Consider the following 20,484-nt stretch of genomic DNA (forward strand, 5'->3'; position numbering starts at 1 on the left):
AGCGCCCCCGCGCCTGGCGGGGGCCACACATCATCAGGATTGCAGATAAACCATCTGCGTTTGCAGATATTCGTTCAGGCCGTGACGCCCATCCGCCCCGCCGATCCCGGACTTGCGCCACCCGGCATGGAAACCCTGCATCGCTTCAAAGTTCTCACGGTTAATATACGTTTCGCCGAATTTCAGCCCGCGCACGGCCTTCATCGCCGCATTCAGATCTTTGGTATAGACGGAAGAGGTCAGACCGTAATCGCTGTCATTGGCCATCGCCAGCGCGTCATCGAGCGTGTCGAATGCCACCACCGGCAGCACCGGGCCAAAGGTCTCTTCGTGCATGATCGCCATCTCCTGGCGGACATCCAGCAGCAGCGTCGGCGGATAGAAATAGCCTTTCCCCTCAGGCGCTTTGCCGCCCAGCACCACGCGCGCGCCTTCCGCCACCGCGCGTGACACTTTCTGCTCCACACGTTCCAGTGCGGCGGCGTTGATGAGCGGCCCCATGGCAATGTCGTTACGCTGCGCCGGATCGCCGAACTGCACCGCTTTCATTGCTTCCCCAAGACGGTTAACGAAACGGTCGTAAATGCCCTTCTGCACATACACCCGCTCGGCGCAGTTGCACACCTGACCGGTGTTGATAACGCGGGAATCAACGATCGCTTTCACCGCCAGCTCAAGATCCGCATCGTCCAGCACAATGGCTGGCGCTTTCCCGCCGAGTTCGAGGCACACTTTGGTGATATTTTTCGCCGCCGCCGCCATAATTTTCTCGCCTGCGCCAACGCTGCCGGTCATGCTGACCATCGCCACTTTCGGGTTGGCGGCCAGCTCCTGGCCGACGGTTTCGCCGCGCCCTAATACCAGGTTAAAGACCCCCTGTGGTAATCCGACATCATGTACGATTTTGGCAAACGCGACGGCGTTGTTCGGCGTGAATTCGCTGGGTTTAATCACAATGGTGTTGCCGGTAATCAGCGCGGGTGCCATTTTGCGGGCAATCAGGAAGAACGGGAAATTCCACGGCAAAATGCCGGTGGTCACGCCAAGGGCGCGCTTAAAGACAAAGATATTTTCATTCGGCCGGTCGCTTTGCAGGATCTCCCCTTCATAACGGCGCGCCCATTCGGCCATATAGTCGATGTAGTCGGCAGTAAAGGAGACTTCCACTTCAGCCAGCTGCTGAATTTTGCCGCCCTCGGCCACAATTAATGCGCTGATTTCATTCGCTTTCTCGCGAATGCCCGCCGCGATTTTGCGTAACCAGCCTGCGCGTTCTATTGCTGGCAATGCTTCCCAGGCGGGCTGGGCGCGTTCCGCCGCCGCAATCGCTTTACGCGCATCTTCCGCTGTGCCATCAGGAATGCGCGCCAGAACCTCTTCCGTCGCCGGATTGACGACATCGAGCCAGTTGTCGCCCTGCCAGCTGATGAATTGACCATCGATAAACATCGGGTGTTGCACGGGTGCCGTCATGACCTGCTCCTGTAGTAACATTGTTTTTAACAAGTGAACTTATTGTTAAAAATCTATCCCCGTGCGGGACATTGCTCAGGCGCTGCATTGGCTTTTGTGAGAGAACTCATAAAAAACGCCGCAAAATCGCAACAAATAAATTACAAGCGAGGGGGGAATAATGCCCGTTTGCCGCAGCTTTAGCACAAACGGGCATTTTTCACAGTGAACGGCTGGCGAGCGCGGCGGCAAGGGTCTCATCGGCAATCAGCACCTGCCAGGCCGCTTCCACTGCGGGAGGAAAATCAACGTGAACCAGGAAATCACGCCCTTTCGGCCCGTAGCCCGAGGCATCATCACGCAGGCGGGGAACTTCGCCCATCATCAGTGACAGATAGCGATCCACGGACCACAGCCCCTCCTGCTGCGGCTGGAAGGCCAGGCCTGCCGCCGTATTGCACAAGCGGGGCGTAAAACCCGGCCAGCTTAACCAGTGCGGCGCGTCGGTACATTGCTGGCTGACGCGGGCAAAAGTGGCAACGGTGCGGCGCTGCATGGTCGGGTCCTGCACCACCATTGCCGTTTTCGGTTTTATCCCCTGCGAAAGCAGCAAATCAACGCTGAAACGCGCATTTTCGCCGCAGTTTCTTGATTTATCTTCAATCAACAGCTGCGAATCATCAAGGTTCCAGAAGCGACGCCCGATATCCGCGATGATCGCCGCCTCACTGCGTCCGGTCGTTCGCAGCACGTTATAGCGGGGATGGCGCGCAATGGCGGCATACAGAAACGTTGTGGAGTGCCCCACGCCCCCCGTAACCAGCAGCGGCGTGTTCTGCGCCGCGGCCAGCGCGCACGCCGCATCGATGGTCGGCATTACCGCATTACCCGCGAGGATCACCACATCTGCACGCACCGGCGTGGGTTTACCGGCAAAATCATTTTGCGCCAGCCATTCACCCAGCGTATTCGCCGCTGCCAGCGTGGTTTCCGGCAAGGCGGGAAATGTTGTTATCTGCATCAAAACCTCCTTTGCTACACCCGTCAGAGACTAACGCCTCTGTTTGCCCTGAACAGGAGATCACTCCGAATCATCACCGGTTGCACGCAGTAGCGCCATTACAGCGTTTAATTATTTGCTCCGCGCGACGGCCGCTGCCTTGCTGTTCAGTGAGTTTTTTCAGCAGGGTTGAGCCGGTGAAGGGGGGATTCTCTCATACCTCCTTTTTAAGGGAAATGCCCCACTACGACCAGCGAACGCAGCATTATGACGGCAACCCATTCGTCAATAATCAAATGGCTTGTTTGACGCTTTCCTGGTAATAACGCACCGCGGCTTCAATCTGTTTTCTTCGGAAGCAATCAATGGAATTGCTATAGTTTATCTGTTTTACTGGCGAAATTTTCTTTACTTTAAAATCTGCGTGATGTTGAAGAAGCGTTTTACCATCACTTAGCAATTCATTCCTCTTCTCAGGAAGCATTAACTTCAATCTTGTCGAAGATTGAGCATGTTTATAATAATTCACATTTAATATCTGCTCCGTTTGTTTATTATCCAAAGAGCAACACGTGTCTTTGTTAAGATACTTTGCATTCTCAATATTAAATATGTGTTGAGCAATTAAAACAGGATCTTTTATGGCTCTTCTTGCAAAATGCAGACTGAAAAATTTGCAACCCAGTTCACTTTTCTGCACATCAGTATGAAGGTTCAACGCGGATAATCGCCCACTATTTTTAAATTCTTTAAACAAATCCTCCACAAAATCGCTGCCCCAACCCATTCCATCATCCAGTGAATCAATAGTAATCGCTGATATATTATTAAATTCATCTTTAAAGATGTCGATGTAAATAGCATGGTCGGCATCATAAAAAATGAATTGTTTTCTTCCGGTTGTGCAACATCTAATTTTATTAAAAATATCCGCGCCCTTAACGTCGTAACGCAGAGCACTTCCATTTTTGTTATTGACAACATTAACAACCAAAGGAAATATGTCTTTCTCCAACTCCTTTAAGATAACTAAAAAAGCCGAATCCGGAACTTTCGTTTGATTAAAAAGTATATTATTACTTGATGCCAGGTATGATTTTAACGCATGGACGCTCTCGGTTCCCGAACCGCAAAGATCTGGCATTGATTCCGCATCCGGTAGCATAAAATCAATGCGAGCCTCATATTTACTGTGGGCGTATTTAATGCGTTGAAATTCATTGCTGCGTATTTTTCTTTGTAACGAAGTCGATGGCTTCGCCAGGTCAAAACGTGAAGAACCTTTAGTGGCATTAAAAAGCGGCATATATCCAGACTCCTTATAAAATGAAAGAAAGGCGATCCTTGAGGCAACAGCACAGGAAGACCTGCTATTAACCTCGAGTAATTCTAGTGTACAACCTGGAAACTTCATGGGCTTCGAATTCAGGTGCGAAATACTGTATTCTGGTTTACGTAAATTGTATTCCATTACCTCATTAATTAATATTATTCTCACCAATATATTTCAGATATCTCTGCAGCGATAAAAACCTGATTAACTTAATGGCACACACATCATCAGATTATTCTAATATGGTATAAAATGCCTCAATATAATATTTATAATCCACACAAGAGACCCGCTCGGTATTTCACCACGCTAACTTTTAATAATACATGCCTGACAAATCACGCCTATTTCAATTTGCTTGCCCCCTCTTCTGACGGAAAATAATGCAATCAATGGAACGATTCGTCGCGTTACGATCCAGCAGGGAAATTATGCTCATTCAGTTCCTGTCCATCGAGAGAGGTCTGGTCCCTGCTACCGATGCCCGGTTGCACACGCGCTGTTCCATACGGCAAGGCAGGTTACCGTCATTTGTGACAGCGTCACCTTCAGTCGTTTATTTTTGTCACTTACGCAGATCGCCGTGCGAAGGTAATCTATATTTTTCTTATACACTTGCATCATCTTTATTTGCACCAGTAATATCATTAGCCCCCTAATCATTCAGTGAATGAAATGCTTTTCAGGGATAACTTTAAACTTCGCTGCCTTCAGCTACGCTCTCCCACATACGACAAAACGCAGGGAAACCTGCTTCGCGAGGTTAAGAAGTCATGCGTTTGCCGAAAAGCGATCCGTACACGCCGCGCGAATGGGCCGCTCACGAAAAGCCCATGCTGCTGGGCTCTCCCTCAACGCCTTACCACAGTACGCCGCGCCGTATTGCCTACGGTATTGTTGGCCTGCTGGTCTGTCTGACCGGCGCGCTCGGCAATGCCATGGTGACGGCCAACCTGCAAAACCTTCAGGGCACGTTCGCAGCCTGGTCAACGGAAATCGCCTGGCTGCCTGCGGTGTACGTAATGACCAACGCCTCTATCAACCTGTTGCTGGTAAAGTTCCGCCAGCAGTACGGGCTGCGTGCCTTTACGGAAGGGTTTCTGGTGCTGTATGTGCTGGTGACCTTTTTTCACCTGTTTATTAACGATCTCAGTTCGGCAATGTTCGTGCGCGCCGCGCACGGCATGGTTGCCGCCGCGCTCAGTTCGCTCGGCATTTATTACCAGATTCAGGCGTGGCCAGCGAAGCATCGTCTGAAAGCGTTAACCATTGGTATTACGGGGTCTTCACTGGCGATTCCGATGGCCCGCCTCTTCTCCAGCGAACTGCTGCAACTCAATGAGTGGCGCGGCCTTTACCTGTTTGAACTGGGGCTGGCGCTCATCTCCCTGGGCTGCGTGATCGCCCTGAAATTGCCGCCGGGGGATCGTAAAAAAGTGTTCGAAAAGAAGGATTTCATCACCTTCTTTCTGCTGGCGCCGGGCATGGCGCTGCTGTGCGCGGTGTTATCGCTGGGCCGCCTTGACTGGTGGTTCGAGGCGCCGTGGATCGGCTGGGCGCTGGCGGCTGCGGTGGTGCTGATCGTTGCCGCCATTGCGTTTGAGCATAACCGCAGTAACCCGCTGCTCAATATCCGCTGGCTCTCCAGCGGCAGTATTGTACGTTTGGGGCTGATTATGCTGTTGATCCGCATCGTGCTGGCAGAGCAGAACACCGGCGTTTTCGGCTGGCTGCAATATGTGGGATTGCAAAATGAGCAGATGACAAAACTGGCATGGTCGATCCTGGCGGGGATTGTCTGCGGCATTGTCGCCAGTTGCCTGACCATTAAGCCTCAGCGGCTGGCGTGGCCGATTGTCACCTCGCTGGTGTTAATGATTATCGCCTCGCTGATGGACAGCCACTCCACCAGTCTTACGCGGCCTAATCAGCTCATCATCAGCCAGTTTTTACTCGGTTTTGCCAGCGCCTTTTTTATTGCGCCAGCAATGCTCACAGGCATTGGCGGCGTGATAGCAGAGCCGCGGAACCTGGTCAGCTTTTCGGTGCTGTTCGGCATGAGCCAGAATATTGGCGGCCTGCTGGGTTCGGCAATCCTCGGTACGTTCCAGACATGGCGTGAGAAATACCACTCCAGCCTGCTGGCTGACCAGCTCACCACCCTGAATCCGCTGGTGAACGACCGGTTGCAGTTTTACAGCCAGATGTACCAGAGCATGCTCGGCGACAGTTCGCTGCTGAGCACCCAGGCCGTGACGCAACTGCAAACGGTCTCCACGCTGGAAGCCAACATTCTGGCCTACAACGATACCTATCTGCTGACGGCCAGTATCGCCGCCGCCACGCTGATCTGGATTTTATGGCGTTTGTTGCGCCTGAATATTACCGCACGCCTCGCCTTAAAGCGGGCGACTGGGACCAAATAATAATGTTACTGGAGTGTTTATGAGCCAGCAGGATGCCGCCAAAGAGCGCGCCAGCACCCGCAATAATGTTCGCATCGTTTCCCTCTTCACCGCCGCCGCCATTGGCCTTGTCGGTGTGCTGGTGATCCTCTACGCGTGGCAATTGCCGCCGTTCACCCGCCATACGGAATTTACCGACAACGCCTATGTGCGCGGGCAAACCACCTTTATCAGCCCGCAGGTCAATGGGTATATCACCGAGGTGCCGGTACAGGATTTTGTCTGGGTGAAGAAAGGCGATCTGATTATGCAGATCGACGATCGTATTTATCGCCAGCGGGTGGATCAGGCAAAAGCGACGCTGGCGATGAAAAAAGCCGCGCTGGCCAATAATCTTCAGCAACGTAAAAGCGCAGAAGCGGTGATTGAACGTAACAAAGCGGCGCTGGCCAGCGCCAAAGCGCAGGATCTGAAATCGCAGGCAGATTTAAAACGCGTTAAAGCCCTGACCGCAGACGGCTCGCTCTCGATTCGCGAGCGCGACGCGGCCCTGGCAACAGCGGCGCAAAACACGGCCAGTATTGCCCAGGCTGAAGCGACGCTGGAGATGTCGCGCCAGGATCTGCAAACCACGATCGTCAACCGCGCGTCGCTGCAAGCGGATGTGGAAAACGCCGGGGCGGCGCTGGAACTGGCGCAAATCGACCTGCAAAACACTCGCATTGTCGCCCCGCGCGACGGGCAACTGGGGCAGATCAGCGTGCGGCTTGGCGCGTATGTCACTGCCGGTACGCACCTCACCTCGCTGGTTCCGTCGCAGCGCTGGGTGATCGCTAATCTCAAAGAGACGCAACTGGCGGATGTCGTCGTCGGCCAGCCGGTACGTTTTACGGTGGATGCGCTCAATGGCCGCAGCTATCACGGCCGTGTCGAGAGCCTCTCTCCGGCAACGGGCGTGGAGTTCAGCGCCATCAGCCCGGATAACGCTACCGGTAATTTCGTTAAAATCGCCCAGCGTATTCCGGTGCGCATTCAGGTTGAGGGGAACGAAGATGACATTGCCCGCCTGCGTCCGGGGATGTCGGTACAGGTGTACATTGATACCGGGGAGCCGCAAAAATGAGGCGTCACCCGCTCTTTCTTGCTCTCGCCTTTACGCTGGCGGGTTGCCAGTCTGCGGATGTGCAACAGGCCCAACCGACGCTGCAAATCCCGGCTGCCTGGCGCAGCGCCAGCGGCCCGATTGGTAAAACGGATAGCGTCTGGTGGCGCAGTTTTCATGACAGCCAGCTTAACCGCTATGTTGATCAGGCGCTGCGCTATAACAGCGACGTGCTGATTGCCCGCGAACGGGTCAACGAGTACCAGGCACAGGTTTATGCCGCTAACAGCGCACTGTTCCCGGAACTTGATGCCGGGCTTTCCGGCACGCGCGCACGTTCGCAATCGGCCGCGACCGGTTTGCCGATTCACAGCACAGTTTATAAAGGCAGCCTGACGGCCAGCTATGATGTCGATATCTGGGGCGCGAACCGCAGCGCCGCGCGCGCGGCGGATGCCTCGCTGGAGGCACAAAAAGCGGCCGCGGCGGCCGCTGATTTGACCGTCGCCACCAATGTGGCTTCCGGTTATCTCACCCTGTTGTCGCTTGATGAACAGTTACGCGTCACGCAAGAAACACGCAAAGCCCGGCAAGAAGCGTGGAATCTTGCCCGTCGCCAGTACGAGACTGGCTATACTTCTCAACTGGAGTTGATGCAGGCGGATTCCGAACTGCGCGCCACCCGTGCGCAGGTGCCGGTGTTACAGCACCAGATAAACCAGCAGGAAAATGCCCTGAGTCTGTTGCTCGGCAGTAACCCTGGCGCGGTCAGCCGCAACACTTTTACGCAACTGACGCCGCTGAAACTGCCGTCACAATTACCCTCTTCGCTGTTAAACCGGCGTCCGGATATTGTGCAGGCACAGCGCCAGCTCGTCGCCGCCGATGCTTCGCTGGCCTCAAAGCAGGCGCAACTGCTGCCGTCGCTCAATCTGACGGCGACCGGCAGTATGCAGGACAGAACCCTGCCGGGCCTGCTCGATAACCCATTACGTTTGTGGAGCCTTGGCGGCAGTATTCTCGCCCCGTTGCTTAACCGCCAGGCGCTGAACGCACAAGTGGATGTCTCCATGTCGCAGCGGAATCAGGCGCTGTACAGCTACGAGAAAACCGTGCGTAACGCGTTTAAAGAGGTCAATGACAGTCTGGATGCCATCACCCGCCTTGGCGAGCAACTGGCCGAACTTGAGGGGCAGCAGCAGGTCGCGCAGGAGACGCTACGCATTGCGCAAAACCGTTACAACAATGGGTATTCCGCCTATCTGGATGTGCTGGATGCCCAGCGCACCTTGTACTCTGCGCAACTGAGTGCGGTGCAGGTGAAAAACAACCTGCTGCTGGCACAGATAGATCTCTACCGGGCACTGGGAGGTGGCTGGTCCGGAATTGAGTGAATTTTGATAATCAGGAGTGATGTTATGCAGCAGAAGTGGTCCGCAGTTGATGAATACTTAGCGCAAAAACTGATCCCGCAAGATGAGGTATTAGAGCAGGTGCTGGCGAATAACCAGCGCGCCGGGCTTCCGGCGATTGATGTCTCGCCGATGCAGGGGCAATTACTGGCGCTGTTAGTCCGCATGGTACGGGCAAGGCGAATTCTGGAAATCGGTACGCTTGGTGGCTACAGCACGCTATGGATGGCGCGCGAACTGCCGGTAAACGGTGAACTGTTAACCCTGGAAGCTGAGCCGCTGCATGCGGCGATTGCCCGCGAAAATCTGCATTTTGCCGGCGTGGCGAACCTGGTGACTGTCGCTGAAGGCCCGGCATTGCAGACGCTGGAGAATCTCGGCGAGCGCCAGCCGTTCGATCTGATCTTTATTGATGCCGATAAACCCAATAACCCCAGCTACCTGAAATGGGCGCTGCACTATTCTCGTCCCGGTACGTTGATTATTGGCGATAACGTGGTGCGCAACGGGGAAGTGACCAATCCGACCACCACCGACGCCAGCGTACAGGGCGTGCGGAAATTTATTGATCTGTTGGGCAATGATCCGCGCCTGACAGTGACGGCCATGCAGACCGTCGGCGTGAAGGGTTGGGACGGCTTTACGCTGGCGTGGGTAAACGCCATCTAGAAATGCCGGATGGCGGTTAACGCCTTATCCGGCCTACAAAAGCAAACCACAGGCCTGATAAGCGCAGCGCCATCAGGCTATTTCCGAACGCGCTCAGGCGCTGATTTGTTCCATCGCCTGCAAAATGCGCTTATCGGAGATGGGATAAGGTGTTCCGAGCTGCTGGGCGAAATAGCTGACGCGCAGCTCTTCTATCATCCAGCGGATCTCTTTCACATCATCATCATCGCGGCGCGCGGGCGGCAGCTTATTCAGCCACTGCTGCCACGCCTGCTGTGTCTGCTCTACTTTCAGCATCTGCGCGCGGTCACGATGCGGATCGACAGCCAGTTTCTCCAGCCGTCTCTCGATCGCCTGTAAATAGCGCAGCGTATCACCCAGACGGCGGAAACCGTTGCCGGTGACAAAACCGCGGTAAACCAGCCCGCCCATCTGCGCTTTGATATCCGACAGCCCCAGCGCCATGGTCATATCGACACGGCCTTTCAGACGCTTGTTGATATTGAACACTGCGGTGAGGATCTGCTCGACCTGTTTGGCGATCTCAACCACCGTTTCGTTCAGTTCGGCTCGCACTTTTTCATGCAGCGCGGCAAAACCCTCTTCTGTCCATACCGGGCCGCCCGCTTCATCGATCAGCTTATCAACGCCGCAGGAGATACAGTCATCAATCAGATCCAGCACTTTGCCGTACGGGTTAAAGTAGAGGCCCAGCTTGGCCTTGTTCGGCAATTTTTCATGCAGATATTTGATGGGCGACGGGATATTCAGCAGCAGCAGACGGCGGATACCGCGCCACATAGCCTGTTGTTGCTCCTGCGGATTATCGAACAGCTTGATCGCGACACTGTCACGTTCATCCACTAACGCCGGCCAGGCTTTCACCTTATAGTTGCCGCGCTTCTGCTCGTAGCTTTCCGCCAGCGTACCGAAACTCCAGATATGCAGCCCGCTCTGCTCGATGCCGTCATCGGCCACCGCAGACAGTGTTTCCTGCACTTTACCTTTCAGGCTCTCTTTCAGTTCCGCCAGCGACCGCCCTTCCAGCAGCTTCTTGTTTTTGTCATCCACCACGCGGAAGCTGATTTTCAGGTGATCGGGCACCTGATCCCAGTGCCAGTCATCGCGGTCAATGGTGACGCCAGTCATACGGCGTAATTCGCGCTCCAGCGCATCCAGCAGCGGCAGCTCCAACGGCGTAACGCGACCAAGAAAGGCTTCGGCATAATTCGGCGCCGGAACAAAATTGCGGCGCGTCGGTTTTGGCAGTGATTTGATCAGCGCAATTACCAGCTCGCGGCGCAGGCCGGGGATCTGCCATTCGAAACCGCTCTCGTCCACCTGGTTCAGCAACGGCAGCGGGATATGTACCGTCACGCCGTCAGCATCCGCGCCAGGCTCAAACTGATAGCTCAGCCGCAGCTTGAGGTTGCCCTGATGCCAGAAGTTCGGATAGTCGAGTTTGCTGACGTTCTCCGCGCCCTCTTTAATCAGCATGCTCTTTTCAAAGTTGAGCAAATCCGGCGTTTCGCGGCTGGCCTTTTTCCACCAGCTATCAAAGTGACGGGCCGAAATCACCTCGTGGCTGATGCGCTGGTCGTAAAACTCAAACAGCGTCTCGTCATCCACCAGAATGTCGCGGCGGCGGGATTTATGTTCCAGCGCTTCCACTTCAGCACGCAGTTTCAGGTTCTCGCGGAAAAAGGCGTGGCGGGTTTGCCAGTCACCTTCCACCAGCGCATGACGAATAAACAACTCGCGGCACAGCGCCGGATCGATCTGGCTGTAGTTCACCTTGCGCGCGGCGACAATCGGCAGCCCGTAAACGGTGACTTTTTCCGTCGCCATCACCGCGCCCTGCGCCCGCTCCCAGTGCGGCTCACTGTATGAACGTTTGATCAGATGCTGCGCAACCGGCTCCACCCACTCCGGATCGATGCGGGCAGCAATGCGTCCCCACAGACGGCTGGTTTCCACCAGCTCGGCGACCATTGTCCATTTTGGCGGCTTTTTAAATAAACCCGAGCCGGGGAAGATGGCGAACCGGGCATTGCGCGCGCCGGTATATTCCTGCTTTTCCGCATCTTTCATGCCGATATGCGACAACAGCCCGGTCAGCAGCGCGATGTGAATTTCGCGGTACTCCGCCGGTTCGCTGTTCACCGGAATGCCTAACTCTTTCACCACCTGGCGCAGTTGGGTGTAGATATCCTGCCATTCGCGCACGCGCAGATAGTTGAGGTAATCCACCCGGCACTGGCGACGGAACTGATTCGACGACAGCGCTTTTTGCTGCTCGCCGAGGTAGTTCCACAGGTTCACAAAGGCAAGGAAATCAGACTCTTTGTCGTGGAAGCGCTGATGTTTTTCATCCGACGCTTGCTTTTTATCCAGCGGCCGTTCGCGCGGATCCTGAATCGACAGCGCCGAGGTGATGATCATTGCTTCACGCACGCAGCCATGTTTCTGCGCTTCCAGCACCATACGCGCCAGACGCGGATCCACCGGCAGTTGTGAAAGCTGGCGGCCCAACGGCGTCAGTTTATAGGCGGTTTGCTGCTCATCGGTCGTAATGGCCCCCAGCTCTTCCAGCAGGCGCACGCCATCCTGAATATTGCGTTTATCCGGCGCTTCGACAAACGGGAATGCGGCGATATCGCCCAGCCCCAGCGCGGTCATTTGCAGAATGACCGACGCCAGGTTGGTACGCAGAATCTCCGGATCGGTAAATTCCGGGCGCGACAGGAAATCATCTTCCGAATAGAGACGAATACAGATCCCTTCCGAAACGCGTCCGCAGCGGCCTTTACGCTGGTTAGCGGAAGCCTGCGAAACCGGCTCGATCGGCAAACGCTGCACTTTGGTGCGATAACTGTAGCGGCTGATACGCGCCGTGCCTGGATCGATCACGTATTTGATGCCCGGCACGGTCAGCGAGGTTTCCGCCACGTTGGTCGCCAGCACGATGCGGCGCCCGCTGTGCAGCTGGAAAACGCGGTTCTGCTCGCTGTTCGACAAACGCGCATACAGCGGCAGGATCTCGGTATGGCGCAGATCGCGCTTGCTCAGCGCATCGGCAGTATCACGGATTTCACGCTCGCCGCTCATAAAGATCAGAATATCGCCCGCGCTTTCACGGCCGAGCTCATCAACCGCATCAAAAATCGCCTGTAGCTGATCGCGTTCCGTGTCATCCGCTTCTTCAACAATCGGACGATAACGCACTTCCACCGGATAAGTACGGCCGGAAACTTCAATGATTGGCGCATTATTGAAATGGCGCGAAAAACGCTCCGGATCGATCGTCGCAGAAGTGATGATGATTTTCAGGTCCGGGCGCTTCGGCAGCAGCTCGCGCAGGTAACCGAGCAGGAAATCGATGTTCAGGCTGCGTTCGTGCGCTTCATCGATGATGATGGTGTCGTACTGCATCAGCAGACGATCCTGCTGGATTTCCGCCAGCAGGATACCGTCGGTCATCAGTTTGACCATCGTGTTATCGCTGACATGATCGCTAAAACGGACTTTGTAACCGATGCAGCCGCCCGGTTCAGTTTTCAACTCTTCGGCAATACGGTTCGCCACGGTGCGCGCCGCCAGACGGCGCGGCTGCGTGTGGCCAATCAGGCCTTTCACGCCGCGCCCCAGCTCCATGCAAATTTTCGGTAACTGGGTCGTTTTACCGGAACCGGTCTCACCGGCGACGATCACCACCTGGTTATCGCGCACTGCTTCAAGAATGGCCTGTTTTTTCTGGCTGACCGGCAGGTTATCCGGGTAATCAATCTGCGGACGCGCCGCTTCGCGCAGCGCCACTTTTCCCGCCGCGTCGGCAATCTCCTGCGCCAGTTGCCGCAGCAGTGCCTGCTGAGATTCAGGATTTTTAACTTTCTTACTGCCGTGCAGACGGCGAGCGAAGCGTTGTCTGTCGCGCAACATCAGAGTGTCGAGACGCGGTAATAGATCGGAAATCGATAAGGTATGTTGTTCTGTCATAACGTTATTGGGCAGAGCACTGCCGGGAAACTGCGTAAGTTCTTAATGGACGTAGAATATCACAGCGTGGCACGGCTTGCCTTGTTCAAGAAATTCGAACATAGGATTCGATATATTGCGCTATTCATCGCAGAATTTTGTGCATACAGTGTCACGAATTACGGGGCGACCCCATATCAATACAAAAAAGGAACCACCCATGAGTAAAGTGTTAGTTCTTAAATCCAGTATTTTGGCAGGGTACTCACAGTCTGGTCAGTTGGCTGATTATTTCGTTGAACAGTGGAGCGCGAAACACGCCGGCGATCAAATCACCGTTCGCGATCTGGCTGCAAACCCGATTCCGGTGCTGGATGGCGAGCTGGTTGGCGCACTGCGTCCGAGCGATGCTCCGCTGACGCCGCGCCAGCAGGAGGCGCTGAAACTCTCCGATGAGCTGATTGCTGAATTGCAGGCTCATGATGTGATCGTGATTAATGCCCCGATGTACAACTTCAACATCCCGACACAGTTGAAAAACTACTTCGACCTGGTCGCTCGCGCTGGCGTGACCTTCCGTTACACCGAAGCAGGTCCGGAAGGCCTGGTGAAAGGCAAACGCGCGGTGATCCTCTCCAGCCGTGGCGGCATTCATAAAGACACCCCGTCTGACCTGGTTGCGCCGTACCTGAAATTGTTCCTCGGCTTTATCGGCATTACCGATGTGAACTTCGTGTTCGCTGAAGGCATTGCTTACGGCCCGGAAGTGGCTACCAAAGCGCAGACCGACGCCAAAGCGGCAATCGACAGCCTGGTCGCTGCATAAGATATTCCCCCTCTCACCGTCCAGTGGGAGGGTTTCTCCCCGCTCTACTCTGCCGTATAGCGCTTTGTTGCTGTCAGGATCGTTTGCAGTAACCCATCAAACTGTTCCATTTGCCCGGGAAAAATAGTGTGAAACAGCGGCTGTAGCGCCTGCTGGATCTCGTTATACATCGCCACGCCTTTATCGGTGATTTTGATGGCATATTTGCGCCGATCGCTGGTATTGACCGCCCGCACCAGCAGTTTCTGTTTCATAAGCTGTTTGATCAGCTCACCGACGCTGGGCTCCTTTAGCCCCATGCGCAGCGCGATTTCCCGTTGTGTCACAATCTGCGGTTCGTTACGAATACAGACGAGAAGCATCCAGCCATTAAAACCGATGTGGTTGTCTTTAATTTTTTGATCAATCAGCAGACGCAAATTATGCGACGCCAGGTACAACAGGTGTACACGCGATAAAAGCCCGGCATTGTCCATAAGGGATCCTGAAACCTGAAAAAAGCAGAACTGAGGAGTGGTGCCGGGTGCCTCCCGGTAGGCTACGTTTGATCCCGTAGCCTGCGCAGCAATGTTCTTCACGATCAAAAGCGCCCCGCCGCATAGGGGGATTCACCACGTTAATCAGGGCTGTACGCTAAGCAGATGGACAAGCCTATACTGGGCTAACTATAATGAAAATAGGCATTCCCTTATAAACTCTATAAATATTCATTATGTTTAACCCACAACTTTTACGTTCATTTAGCGCCCTGATTGAGGCCGGATCGTTTACCCGCGCAGCGGATAAGCTTAGCATTACCCAGGCGGCGGTCAGCCAGCATATTCGCCAGCTGGAACAACAAACCGGCCCGCTGATTTTGCGCGGGAAGCGGACGCTGGAGCTGACGCCGCAAGGCAACGCATTACGCGACTATTGCCAGGAGCTGGAACAGGCGGATAAGCGTTTGCAAAATCGTCTGGAAGATAAGGACAAAGCAGGCGGCGAAATCAGCGTGATATGCCCGAGCAGCATCGGGTTGCGCATCTACCCGCTGCTGCTCAATTTGCAGCAGCAGCAGCCCGAGCTGACCATCTGCCTGCGCGTGTCGCCCAATCACTCGGTGATTGCTGAAGTGCTGGCCTGCCGCTACGAGTTAGGGCTGGTTACGCAGCAACCGGATGACACACGTTTGACAGCGCATAAATTCACCGAAGAACCGCTTGAACTGGTGCTTCCCGCTGGCTGTACCGCCAATAGTTGGCAGGATCTGCAAAAGTTGGGGTTTATCAGCCATCCGGATGGACATGCGATGGCGACGCGGCTGCTCAGCCGCCGTTTCCCCGGCAATCCGGGAATGCAAAGCATCCGGGTGAGCGGTTTTATTAACCATATTGGTCTGATACCGGAACCCGTTTCGCGCAGGCTGGGCTTTACTGTGTTACCGCGCTATGCACGGCTGGCCTTTCCGCGCCAGGCGCTGTTGCAGGTTGACAACCATCCGGTCAACGTTGTCGATACGCTGTGGCTGATTCACCGCGCTGAGTGGCCGATAACGCAGCGGGCGGAACAGGCGCTGGCGTGGTTGCGCCAGCACCTCAGTGATGAAATCAATGCGCCGCTGACGATTTCTTCAGCCATTTACCGTTAATGCCCTGCACATATTCACCGGGCCGGGCGCGATCCACCAGTTTCTGACCCGCCATCTTCGCCACATCGTCAACGGGAATGTTGTTGCTATCGGCCAGTTGCTGGTAGCTTTCGGCACGCGCTTTGTTAATGCGATCCACCAGCGCCAGCGTCTCTTTATCGTGGCTTACCGGCGCGATGTAACCGGTTAAGGTTTCCCCCACCCGCCCTTGTGAACGGGCTTCATCCAGCGTCAATGCCTGCGCGGTTGTACTGGCGAGGCTCAGCGCCAGCAATGCCATCAGCAGTCGTTTTTTCATCATGATGGCCTCAGAACAGATCGCTGCGCGATTTCAGCAGGGTTTCGACATCTTTATCCACTTTGATGTGGATTTCATGCTCGATCTTCACATTCATATTGATGGTGATCGGCTCTTTCGGTGCCGCCACCTCGATGCGCGGCGTACAACCAGCCAGCAAGGTGGTGATTGCCAGCACCGGCACGGCTATCGGGGTTTTCATTGTTTTTCCTCACACTTTTCGCCCTTCGCACAGCGCGCCTGGGGAAGCGCGGCATGTTGCTCAAGCCATGACTGCAAATTGTCGCCAAAACGTAAACTGCGCCATAAGGTAAAGACGTTTTCCTCATGGGTATAGTTCAAATTCACGGTGCTGCTCTTGCCTTCAACATAACTGGTGCCACGAATAGCAGCCTGCATTTTTAACACGCCAAGATTATCCAGATCTATCTTTGTCCAGGAACGGGAAATTTCCATATAGCGCAACCAGTTGATAGCCGCACCCGCCGCCATATTGTCGTTCACCACCGCATCGGCAGTATCTTTGTCGATACGCAGCGTCATCGGGCCGGGGTTGTGCAGCCAGCCGTCCTTAATTATCCATTGCGGATTATCCAGCCATAGCGGCAGCGCGCCGTCAAATGGCCCGGAAAGCGCAAACTGCTTCGGATTCACCGCACTGACCAGTTCGCTGGATGAAATATGGTTGATGCGCACCAGCGCCGGATCGTGCTGTGGCATGCGCAACTGCTGCATGGTCACTTTACCGCCGAGCATATCAACGCTGACATCGCTCAGAATGAGCGGGTTTTCTTCGCTCCACGGCCAGGCGCCCTGCAAATCAGCGGTGATATTTTTGGCTGTCACCTGGTTAACAATTTCGCCAATGCGCAGCGATACCGGCCTGCGGGGACCCAGTTGCCAGGCGGCATTGCGGTAGCGGAAAGGCAATACAAAATCAACACCGCTGATTTCATTATCCGGCGTCCAGACGCTGCCGCTTTTCAGCACGCCGTGCCCGCCGGCTTCAAAACCTTGCCCGGCCGCCGCAGAAAACGCCACCTGAGCGTAGAGCGAGCCATTGAGCAGCTTCATCTTCCAGTCGGGTGGGATCAACGGCTGGAAAACGCTGAGCGACTGGCGCGGCCACCAGGCCTGCCCGCGCAATCTTTCGCCGTCCCAACGGCCATTCACCTGCACAGGGCCGATAGCATTGGCACTCAGGGCGCCTTTAAATTGAAAATCGGTGGGATTGGCACCATCGACGCTGAATTTGAGTTGCGAGGCGGGCAAATGGCCGCCGCCGCTAAAGGTCGTTTGCCCGGCATCCAGCGTCAGTGCGCCGCTGAACTGTGGCTTCTCCTCATCCCGCACCCATTTCACCGGGGCATCCAGCACCAGTCGGGGCGCGCTGATTTGCATGGTGCCGTACTGAAGTTGATCAAAACCGGTGGAAAGATTGGTCAGCGTGATGGTGTTGTCCTGCCACTCACCGTGACCGGCAACGTCCCAGCGCGCGTTCATCGGCGTAAAATGGCCATCCCCCCAGTAACGCCAGCGCCACTCGCCATTATCGGGCAAAAAACCCTGCGCCTGGCCGTCGAGATGCAGGCTAAAATCGCCCATCACATTCTCGTGCGCGCGGAGAATCGCCTGCAAACGGCCGTCGATGCCCTGCCGGGTCAGTTTTACGCCCGCCAGCGGCCAACGCACCTCATCAATATTCAGTGAATCGATCACCCGCCCGCGCGAACGCAGCAGCGCGCCGGGCGTAAAGGCCAGTTGCGGTTCAGCAAAACTGCCGCTCAGTTGCGCCGGTAATACGGCGTAAAACACCAGATCGCCCTGCTTCGCTTCTCCGGTCAGCTGCAGCGGCATGGCGCTGTCGGTCATGCTTAGCCGCCCCGGACCAATGGTCAGCACGGCGTTGCCTTTACCGGCTTCACCCTGCGTCAGTACGTTCAGCCGACCACTTATCTGCGCCTTATCCAGCCCCTGCTGCCAGTTGTCGATCTTCAACCCTACGCGCCCGCTCAGCGGAAAACCGGCATACGGCCAGTTCCAGCGGCCATCGCTGATGGCGAGCTGTTCGCCGGTCACCTGCCAGGGTAAGTCGAGCAGCGGATCGCTGCTGTCGCGTGACATAACAATCGTCTGCCCTTCGTTTTCGCGCCACTCCATATCAACATCCACCAGACCGGGTTGCTGTGGCAGCGTGAGCGTACTTTGCATATGGCCATTGACGGGCCATCCATCCGGGACGGCGGGCAGCGTAAATTCACCGCCGAGCGTGAATGGCGGCTGGTTATCAAACAGATGCAGCGCGAGTCGGTTAACGTTCAGCGCCTGCCCGTGCAGACGTGCGTCAAGCTGCACGCGCTCACCGTTGTAACTCAGTTGCTGAATTTCAGGTGTCAACGCCAGCGACAGTTTGCCGCCCCATGATTGCCACGGCGAGACGGTTAATCGCTCCACCGTAAGCCAGGTGTAAGGCAGCATCGCTTGCCATTCGCTCAGCGTTCGCGGCGCGGTTGATGGCGTGTCGTTTGCGGGTAACTTATTGAGACAGGCGCTATTGATCGTCAACGCGCCCGCGTGTAACTGCCAGCGGCTGGGACGGGTAAGTTCAGCATTCTGCAGCCACGCCAGTTGACAATCGTCAACCCAGTAACGCAGATCGGGAATTTTCAGTGAATGGCGGGTAAAGCGCGGGCGCTCTTCCAGTGCGATGCGCGTACCGGCAGGCAGCCAGATCCCGGCAAGCGTCGGCACCCATTGCGCCAGCGTCATCAGTAACGTTAGCGGCAACAGTATAAATAATAAAACCAGTGCGATGGCGGCTTTGTATTTACCCTTCATGGGTAGTTAATATCCTGATTTATCGTGTGATTAAGCCAGTTATGCCGGATATTGTGACATGTTTAACCGCCCTGTTAAAAGCGTGAGCCGCTTTAATCATAGTCTGGCTGTTGCATTTTCAGTAACAGAGGACGATATTGCTGCGAAATTATTACGCTATAGGTTTAAGGAATGTTCACTAAAGGTTCTCTGATCCGCGGTTGGTTCGCGGGCGCCACCATTTTCACCTGCTTCACGTTTGGTGATTATCTCAGTGCAAATGTGTTTCACGACTCGAAAATCCCATGGATTATCAGCGTGCTGCTGGCTTTTATCATTAACTGGAGCGCTAACAGCACTCTCAAGCAACTGCGCTAATCCTGTCGGCACTGCAGGCAGTTATACTGAAGCAGACACATTCATCAGGTCTATGATTATCAATAAAATTTGAAGGTTTACATAATAATTTTAAAAAGTGATAATGTAGGCAGGAAACCGTTGGAGAAAGCCTTATGAAACTCGCGATATATAGCACAAAGCAATACGATAAAAAGTATTTGCAGCAGGTTAACGAGCACTATGGCTACGAACTTGAATTTTTCGACTTTTTGTTAACGGAAAAGACCGCCAAAACCGCCAACGGCTGTGAAGGGGTCTGTATTTTCGTCAATGATGACGGTAGCCGCCCGGTACTGGAAGAGTTGAAAAAGCTGGGCGTGAAATTTATCGCGCTGCGCTGTGCCGGGTTCAACAACGTCGATCTTGATGCGGCCAAAGAGCTTGGGCTGCAGGTGGTGCGTGTGCCTGCCTACTCACCGGAAGCGGTGGCGGAACATGCGATTGGCATGATGATGACGCTCAACCGTCGTATTCATCGTGCTTATCAGCGTACCCGTGACGCCAACTTCTCGCTCGAAGGTCTGACTGGCTTTACGATGTATGGCAAAACGGCTGGCGTGATTGGCACCGGCAAAATCGGCGTTGCGGCGCTGCGTATCCTGAAGGGGTTCGGTATGCGCCTGCTGGCGTTTGATCCCTACCCGAGCGCGGCCGCGCTGGAACTGGGCGTGGAGTATGTGGATCTTGATACGCTGTTTTCCCAGGCCGACGTTATCTCCCTGCACTGTCCGCTGACGCCGGAAAACTTCCATTTACTGAACCGCACCGCGTTTGAACGCATGAAAGACGGCGTGATGATCATCAACACCAGCCGTGGCGGTCTGATCGATTCGCAGGCGGCGATTGATGCGCTGAAGACGCAGAAAATTGGCGCGCTCGGCATGGACGTGTATGAAAACGAACGCGATCTGTTCTTTGAAGACAAATCCAACGATGTGATCCAGGACGATGTCTTCCGTCGCCTGTCGGCGTGCCATAACGTGCTGTTCACCGGACACCAGGCGTTTCTGACCGCCGAGGCGTTGACCAGCATTTCTGAGACCACGCTGGAAAACCTGCGCCAGTTGCGTGACGGTGAAAGTTGCCCGAACGCGCTGTTCTAAGCGGTTTGTGCGGTTCCCCGGCCAAGGGAGCCGTTTTAAGATTAACGCCCAGTGACACCCAGGTTA

General features: G+C 55.0%; 16 protein-coding genes. 8 read left to right on the forward strand and 8 right to left on the reverse strand.

Annotated elements, in window-relative coordinates; translation table 11 throughout:
- Positions 1-33 precede the first annotated feature (33 nt).
- The 3 genes from aldA to C0557_RS12580 all read right to left on the reverse strand — a co-directional run bounded on the left by aldA (position 34) and on the right by C0557_RS12580 (position 3,758).
- Positions 34-1,473 (reverse strand): aldehyde dehydrogenase, encoded by a 1,440-nt coding sequence (aldA, locus tag C0557_RS12570; protein WP_208658691.1) that lies wholly within the window; start codon positions 1,471-1,473, stop codon positions 34-36.
- Between the two features lie 199 nt (positions 1,474-1,672).
- Positions 1,673-2,473 (reverse strand): YdcF family protein, encoded by an 801-nt coding sequence (locus tag C0557_RS12575; protein WP_208658692.1) that lies wholly within the window; start codon positions 2,471-2,473, stop codon positions 1,673-1,675.
- A 271-nt stretch (positions 2,474-2,744) separates the two neighbouring features.
- Positions 2,745-3,758, reverse strand: coding sequence for a hypothetical protein (locus C0557_RS12580; protein WP_208658693.1), 1,014 nt, complete (start codon positions 3,756-3,758; stop codon positions 2,745-2,747).
- A gap of 800 nt (positions 3,759-4,558) precedes the next feature.
- Here C0557_RS12580 and C0557_RS12585 point away from each other — a divergent pair.
- Genes C0557_RS12585 through C0557_RS12600 form a run of 4 tightly spaced genes read left to right on the forward strand, consistent with a single transcriptional unit; the run spans position 4,559 to position 9,373 of the window.
- Positions 4,559-6,211: an MFS transporter gene (locus C0557_RS12585; protein WP_208658694.1), complete on the forward strand. Its 1,653-nt coding sequence runs from the start codon at positions 4,559-4,561 to the stop codon at positions 6,209-6,211.
- A 19-nt stretch (positions 6,212-6,230) separates the two neighbouring features.
- Complete coding sequence (locus C0557_RS12590) at positions 6,231-7,313, forward strand: HlyD family secretion protein (protein WP_208658695.1); 1,083 nt, start codon at positions 6,231-6,233, stop codon at positions 7,311-7,313.
- On the forward strand, positions 7,310-8,686 hold the full coding sequence (locus C0557_RS12595; protein ID WP_208658696.1) for an efflux transporter outer membrane subunit: 1,377 nt from the start codon (positions 7,310-7,312) through the stop codon (positions 8,684-8,686). Before C0557_RS12590 ends, C0557_RS12595 begins: the two co-directional genes overlap by 4 nt.
- 24 nt (positions 8,687-8,710) lie before the next feature.
- A complete protein-coding gene (locus C0557_RS12600; RefSeq protein ID WP_208658697.1) occupies positions 8,711-9,373 on the forward strand; it encodes an O-methyltransferase in 663 nt (220 codons plus the stop codon).
- A 93-nt stretch (positions 9,374-9,466) separates the two neighbouring features.
- Here C0557_RS12600 and hrpA read toward each other — a convergent pair whose 3' ends face one another.
- Entirely contained in the window at positions 9,467-13,369 is a 3,903-nt protein-coding gene (gene hrpA / locus C0557_RS12605) for an ATP-dependent RNA helicase HrpA (protein WP_208658698.1), read from the reverse strand.
- A gap of 199 nt (positions 13,370-13,568) precedes the next feature.
- Between hrpA and azoR the strand changes: the two genes are divergently transcribed.
- On the forward strand, positions 13,569-14,174 hold the full coding sequence (azoR, locus tag C0557_RS12610; RefSeq protein WP_007371993.1) for an FMN-dependent NADH-azoreductase: 606 nt from the start codon (positions 13,569-13,571) through the stop codon (positions 14,172-14,174).
- Between the two features lie 44 nt (positions 14,175-14,218).
- On the opposite strand, the gene C0557_RS12615 is transcribed toward azoR, so the two are convergent.
- On the reverse strand, positions 14,219-14,650 hold the full coding sequence (locus C0557_RS12615; protein ID WP_074776573.1) for a MarR family winged helix-turn-helix transcriptional regulator: 432 nt from the start codon (positions 14,648-14,650) through the stop codon (positions 14,219-14,221).
- A 236-nt stretch (positions 14,651-14,886) separates the two neighbouring features.
- Here C0557_RS12615 and C0557_RS12620 point away from each other — a divergent pair, with 236 nt between their 5' ends.
- Positions 14,887-15,801 (forward strand): LysR family transcriptional regulator, encoded by a 915-nt coding sequence (locus tag C0557_RS12620; RefSeq protein ID WP_208658699.1) that lies wholly within the window; start codon positions 14,887-14,889, stop codon positions 15,799-15,801.
- On the opposite strand, the gene C0557_RS12625 is transcribed toward C0557_RS12620, so the two are convergent.
- Genes C0557_RS12625 through C0557_RS12635 form a run of 3 tightly spaced genes read right to left on the reverse strand, consistent with a single transcriptional unit; the run spans position 15,761 to position 18,937 of the window.
- Positions 15,761-16,099, reverse strand: coding sequence for a YdbL family protein (locus C0557_RS12625; RefSeq protein WP_074776575.1), 339 nt, complete (start codon positions 16,097-16,099; stop codon positions 15,761-15,763). The two genes, C0557_RS12620 and C0557_RS12625, sit on opposite strands and share 41 nt — an antisense overlap.
- A gap of 10 nt (positions 16,100-16,109) precedes the next feature.
- On the reverse strand, positions 16,110-16,301 hold the full coding sequence (locus C0557_RS12630) for a YnbE family lipoprotein (protein WP_007371989.1): 192 nt from the start codon (positions 16,299-16,301) through the stop codon (positions 16,110-16,112).
- Entirely contained in the window at positions 16,298-18,937 is a 2,640-nt protein-coding gene (locus tag C0557_RS12635; protein ID WP_208658700.1) for a YdbH family protein, read from the reverse strand. Before C0557_RS12635 ends, C0557_RS12630 begins: the two co-directional genes overlap by 4 nt.
- Positions 18,938-19,108: 171 nt before the next feature.
- On the opposite strand from C0557_RS12635, the gene C0557_RS12640 reads away from it, so the two are divergent.
- Positions 19,109-19,294 carry a hypothetical protein gene (locus tag C0557_RS12640; RefSeq protein ID WP_064566136.1) on the forward strand — a complete coding sequence of 62 codons (186 nt, stop codon included), beginning with the start codon at positions 19,109-19,111 and terminating at the stop codon, positions 19,292-19,294.
- Positions 19,295-19,428: 134 nt separating this feature from the next.
- A complete protein-coding gene (locus tag C0557_RS12645) occupies positions 19,429-20,418 on the forward strand; it encodes a 2-hydroxyacid dehydrogenase (protein ID WP_208658701.1) in 990 nt (329 codons plus the stop codon).
- Positions 20,419-20,484: the final 66 nt, after the last annotated feature.

This window comes from Kosakonia sp. MUSA4 (assembly GCF_013085925.1).
In the GTDB taxonomy this organism is placed as follows: domain Bacteria; phylum Pseudomonadota; class Gammaproteobacteria; order Enterobacterales; family Enterobacteriaceae; genus Kosakonia; species Kosakonia sacchari_B.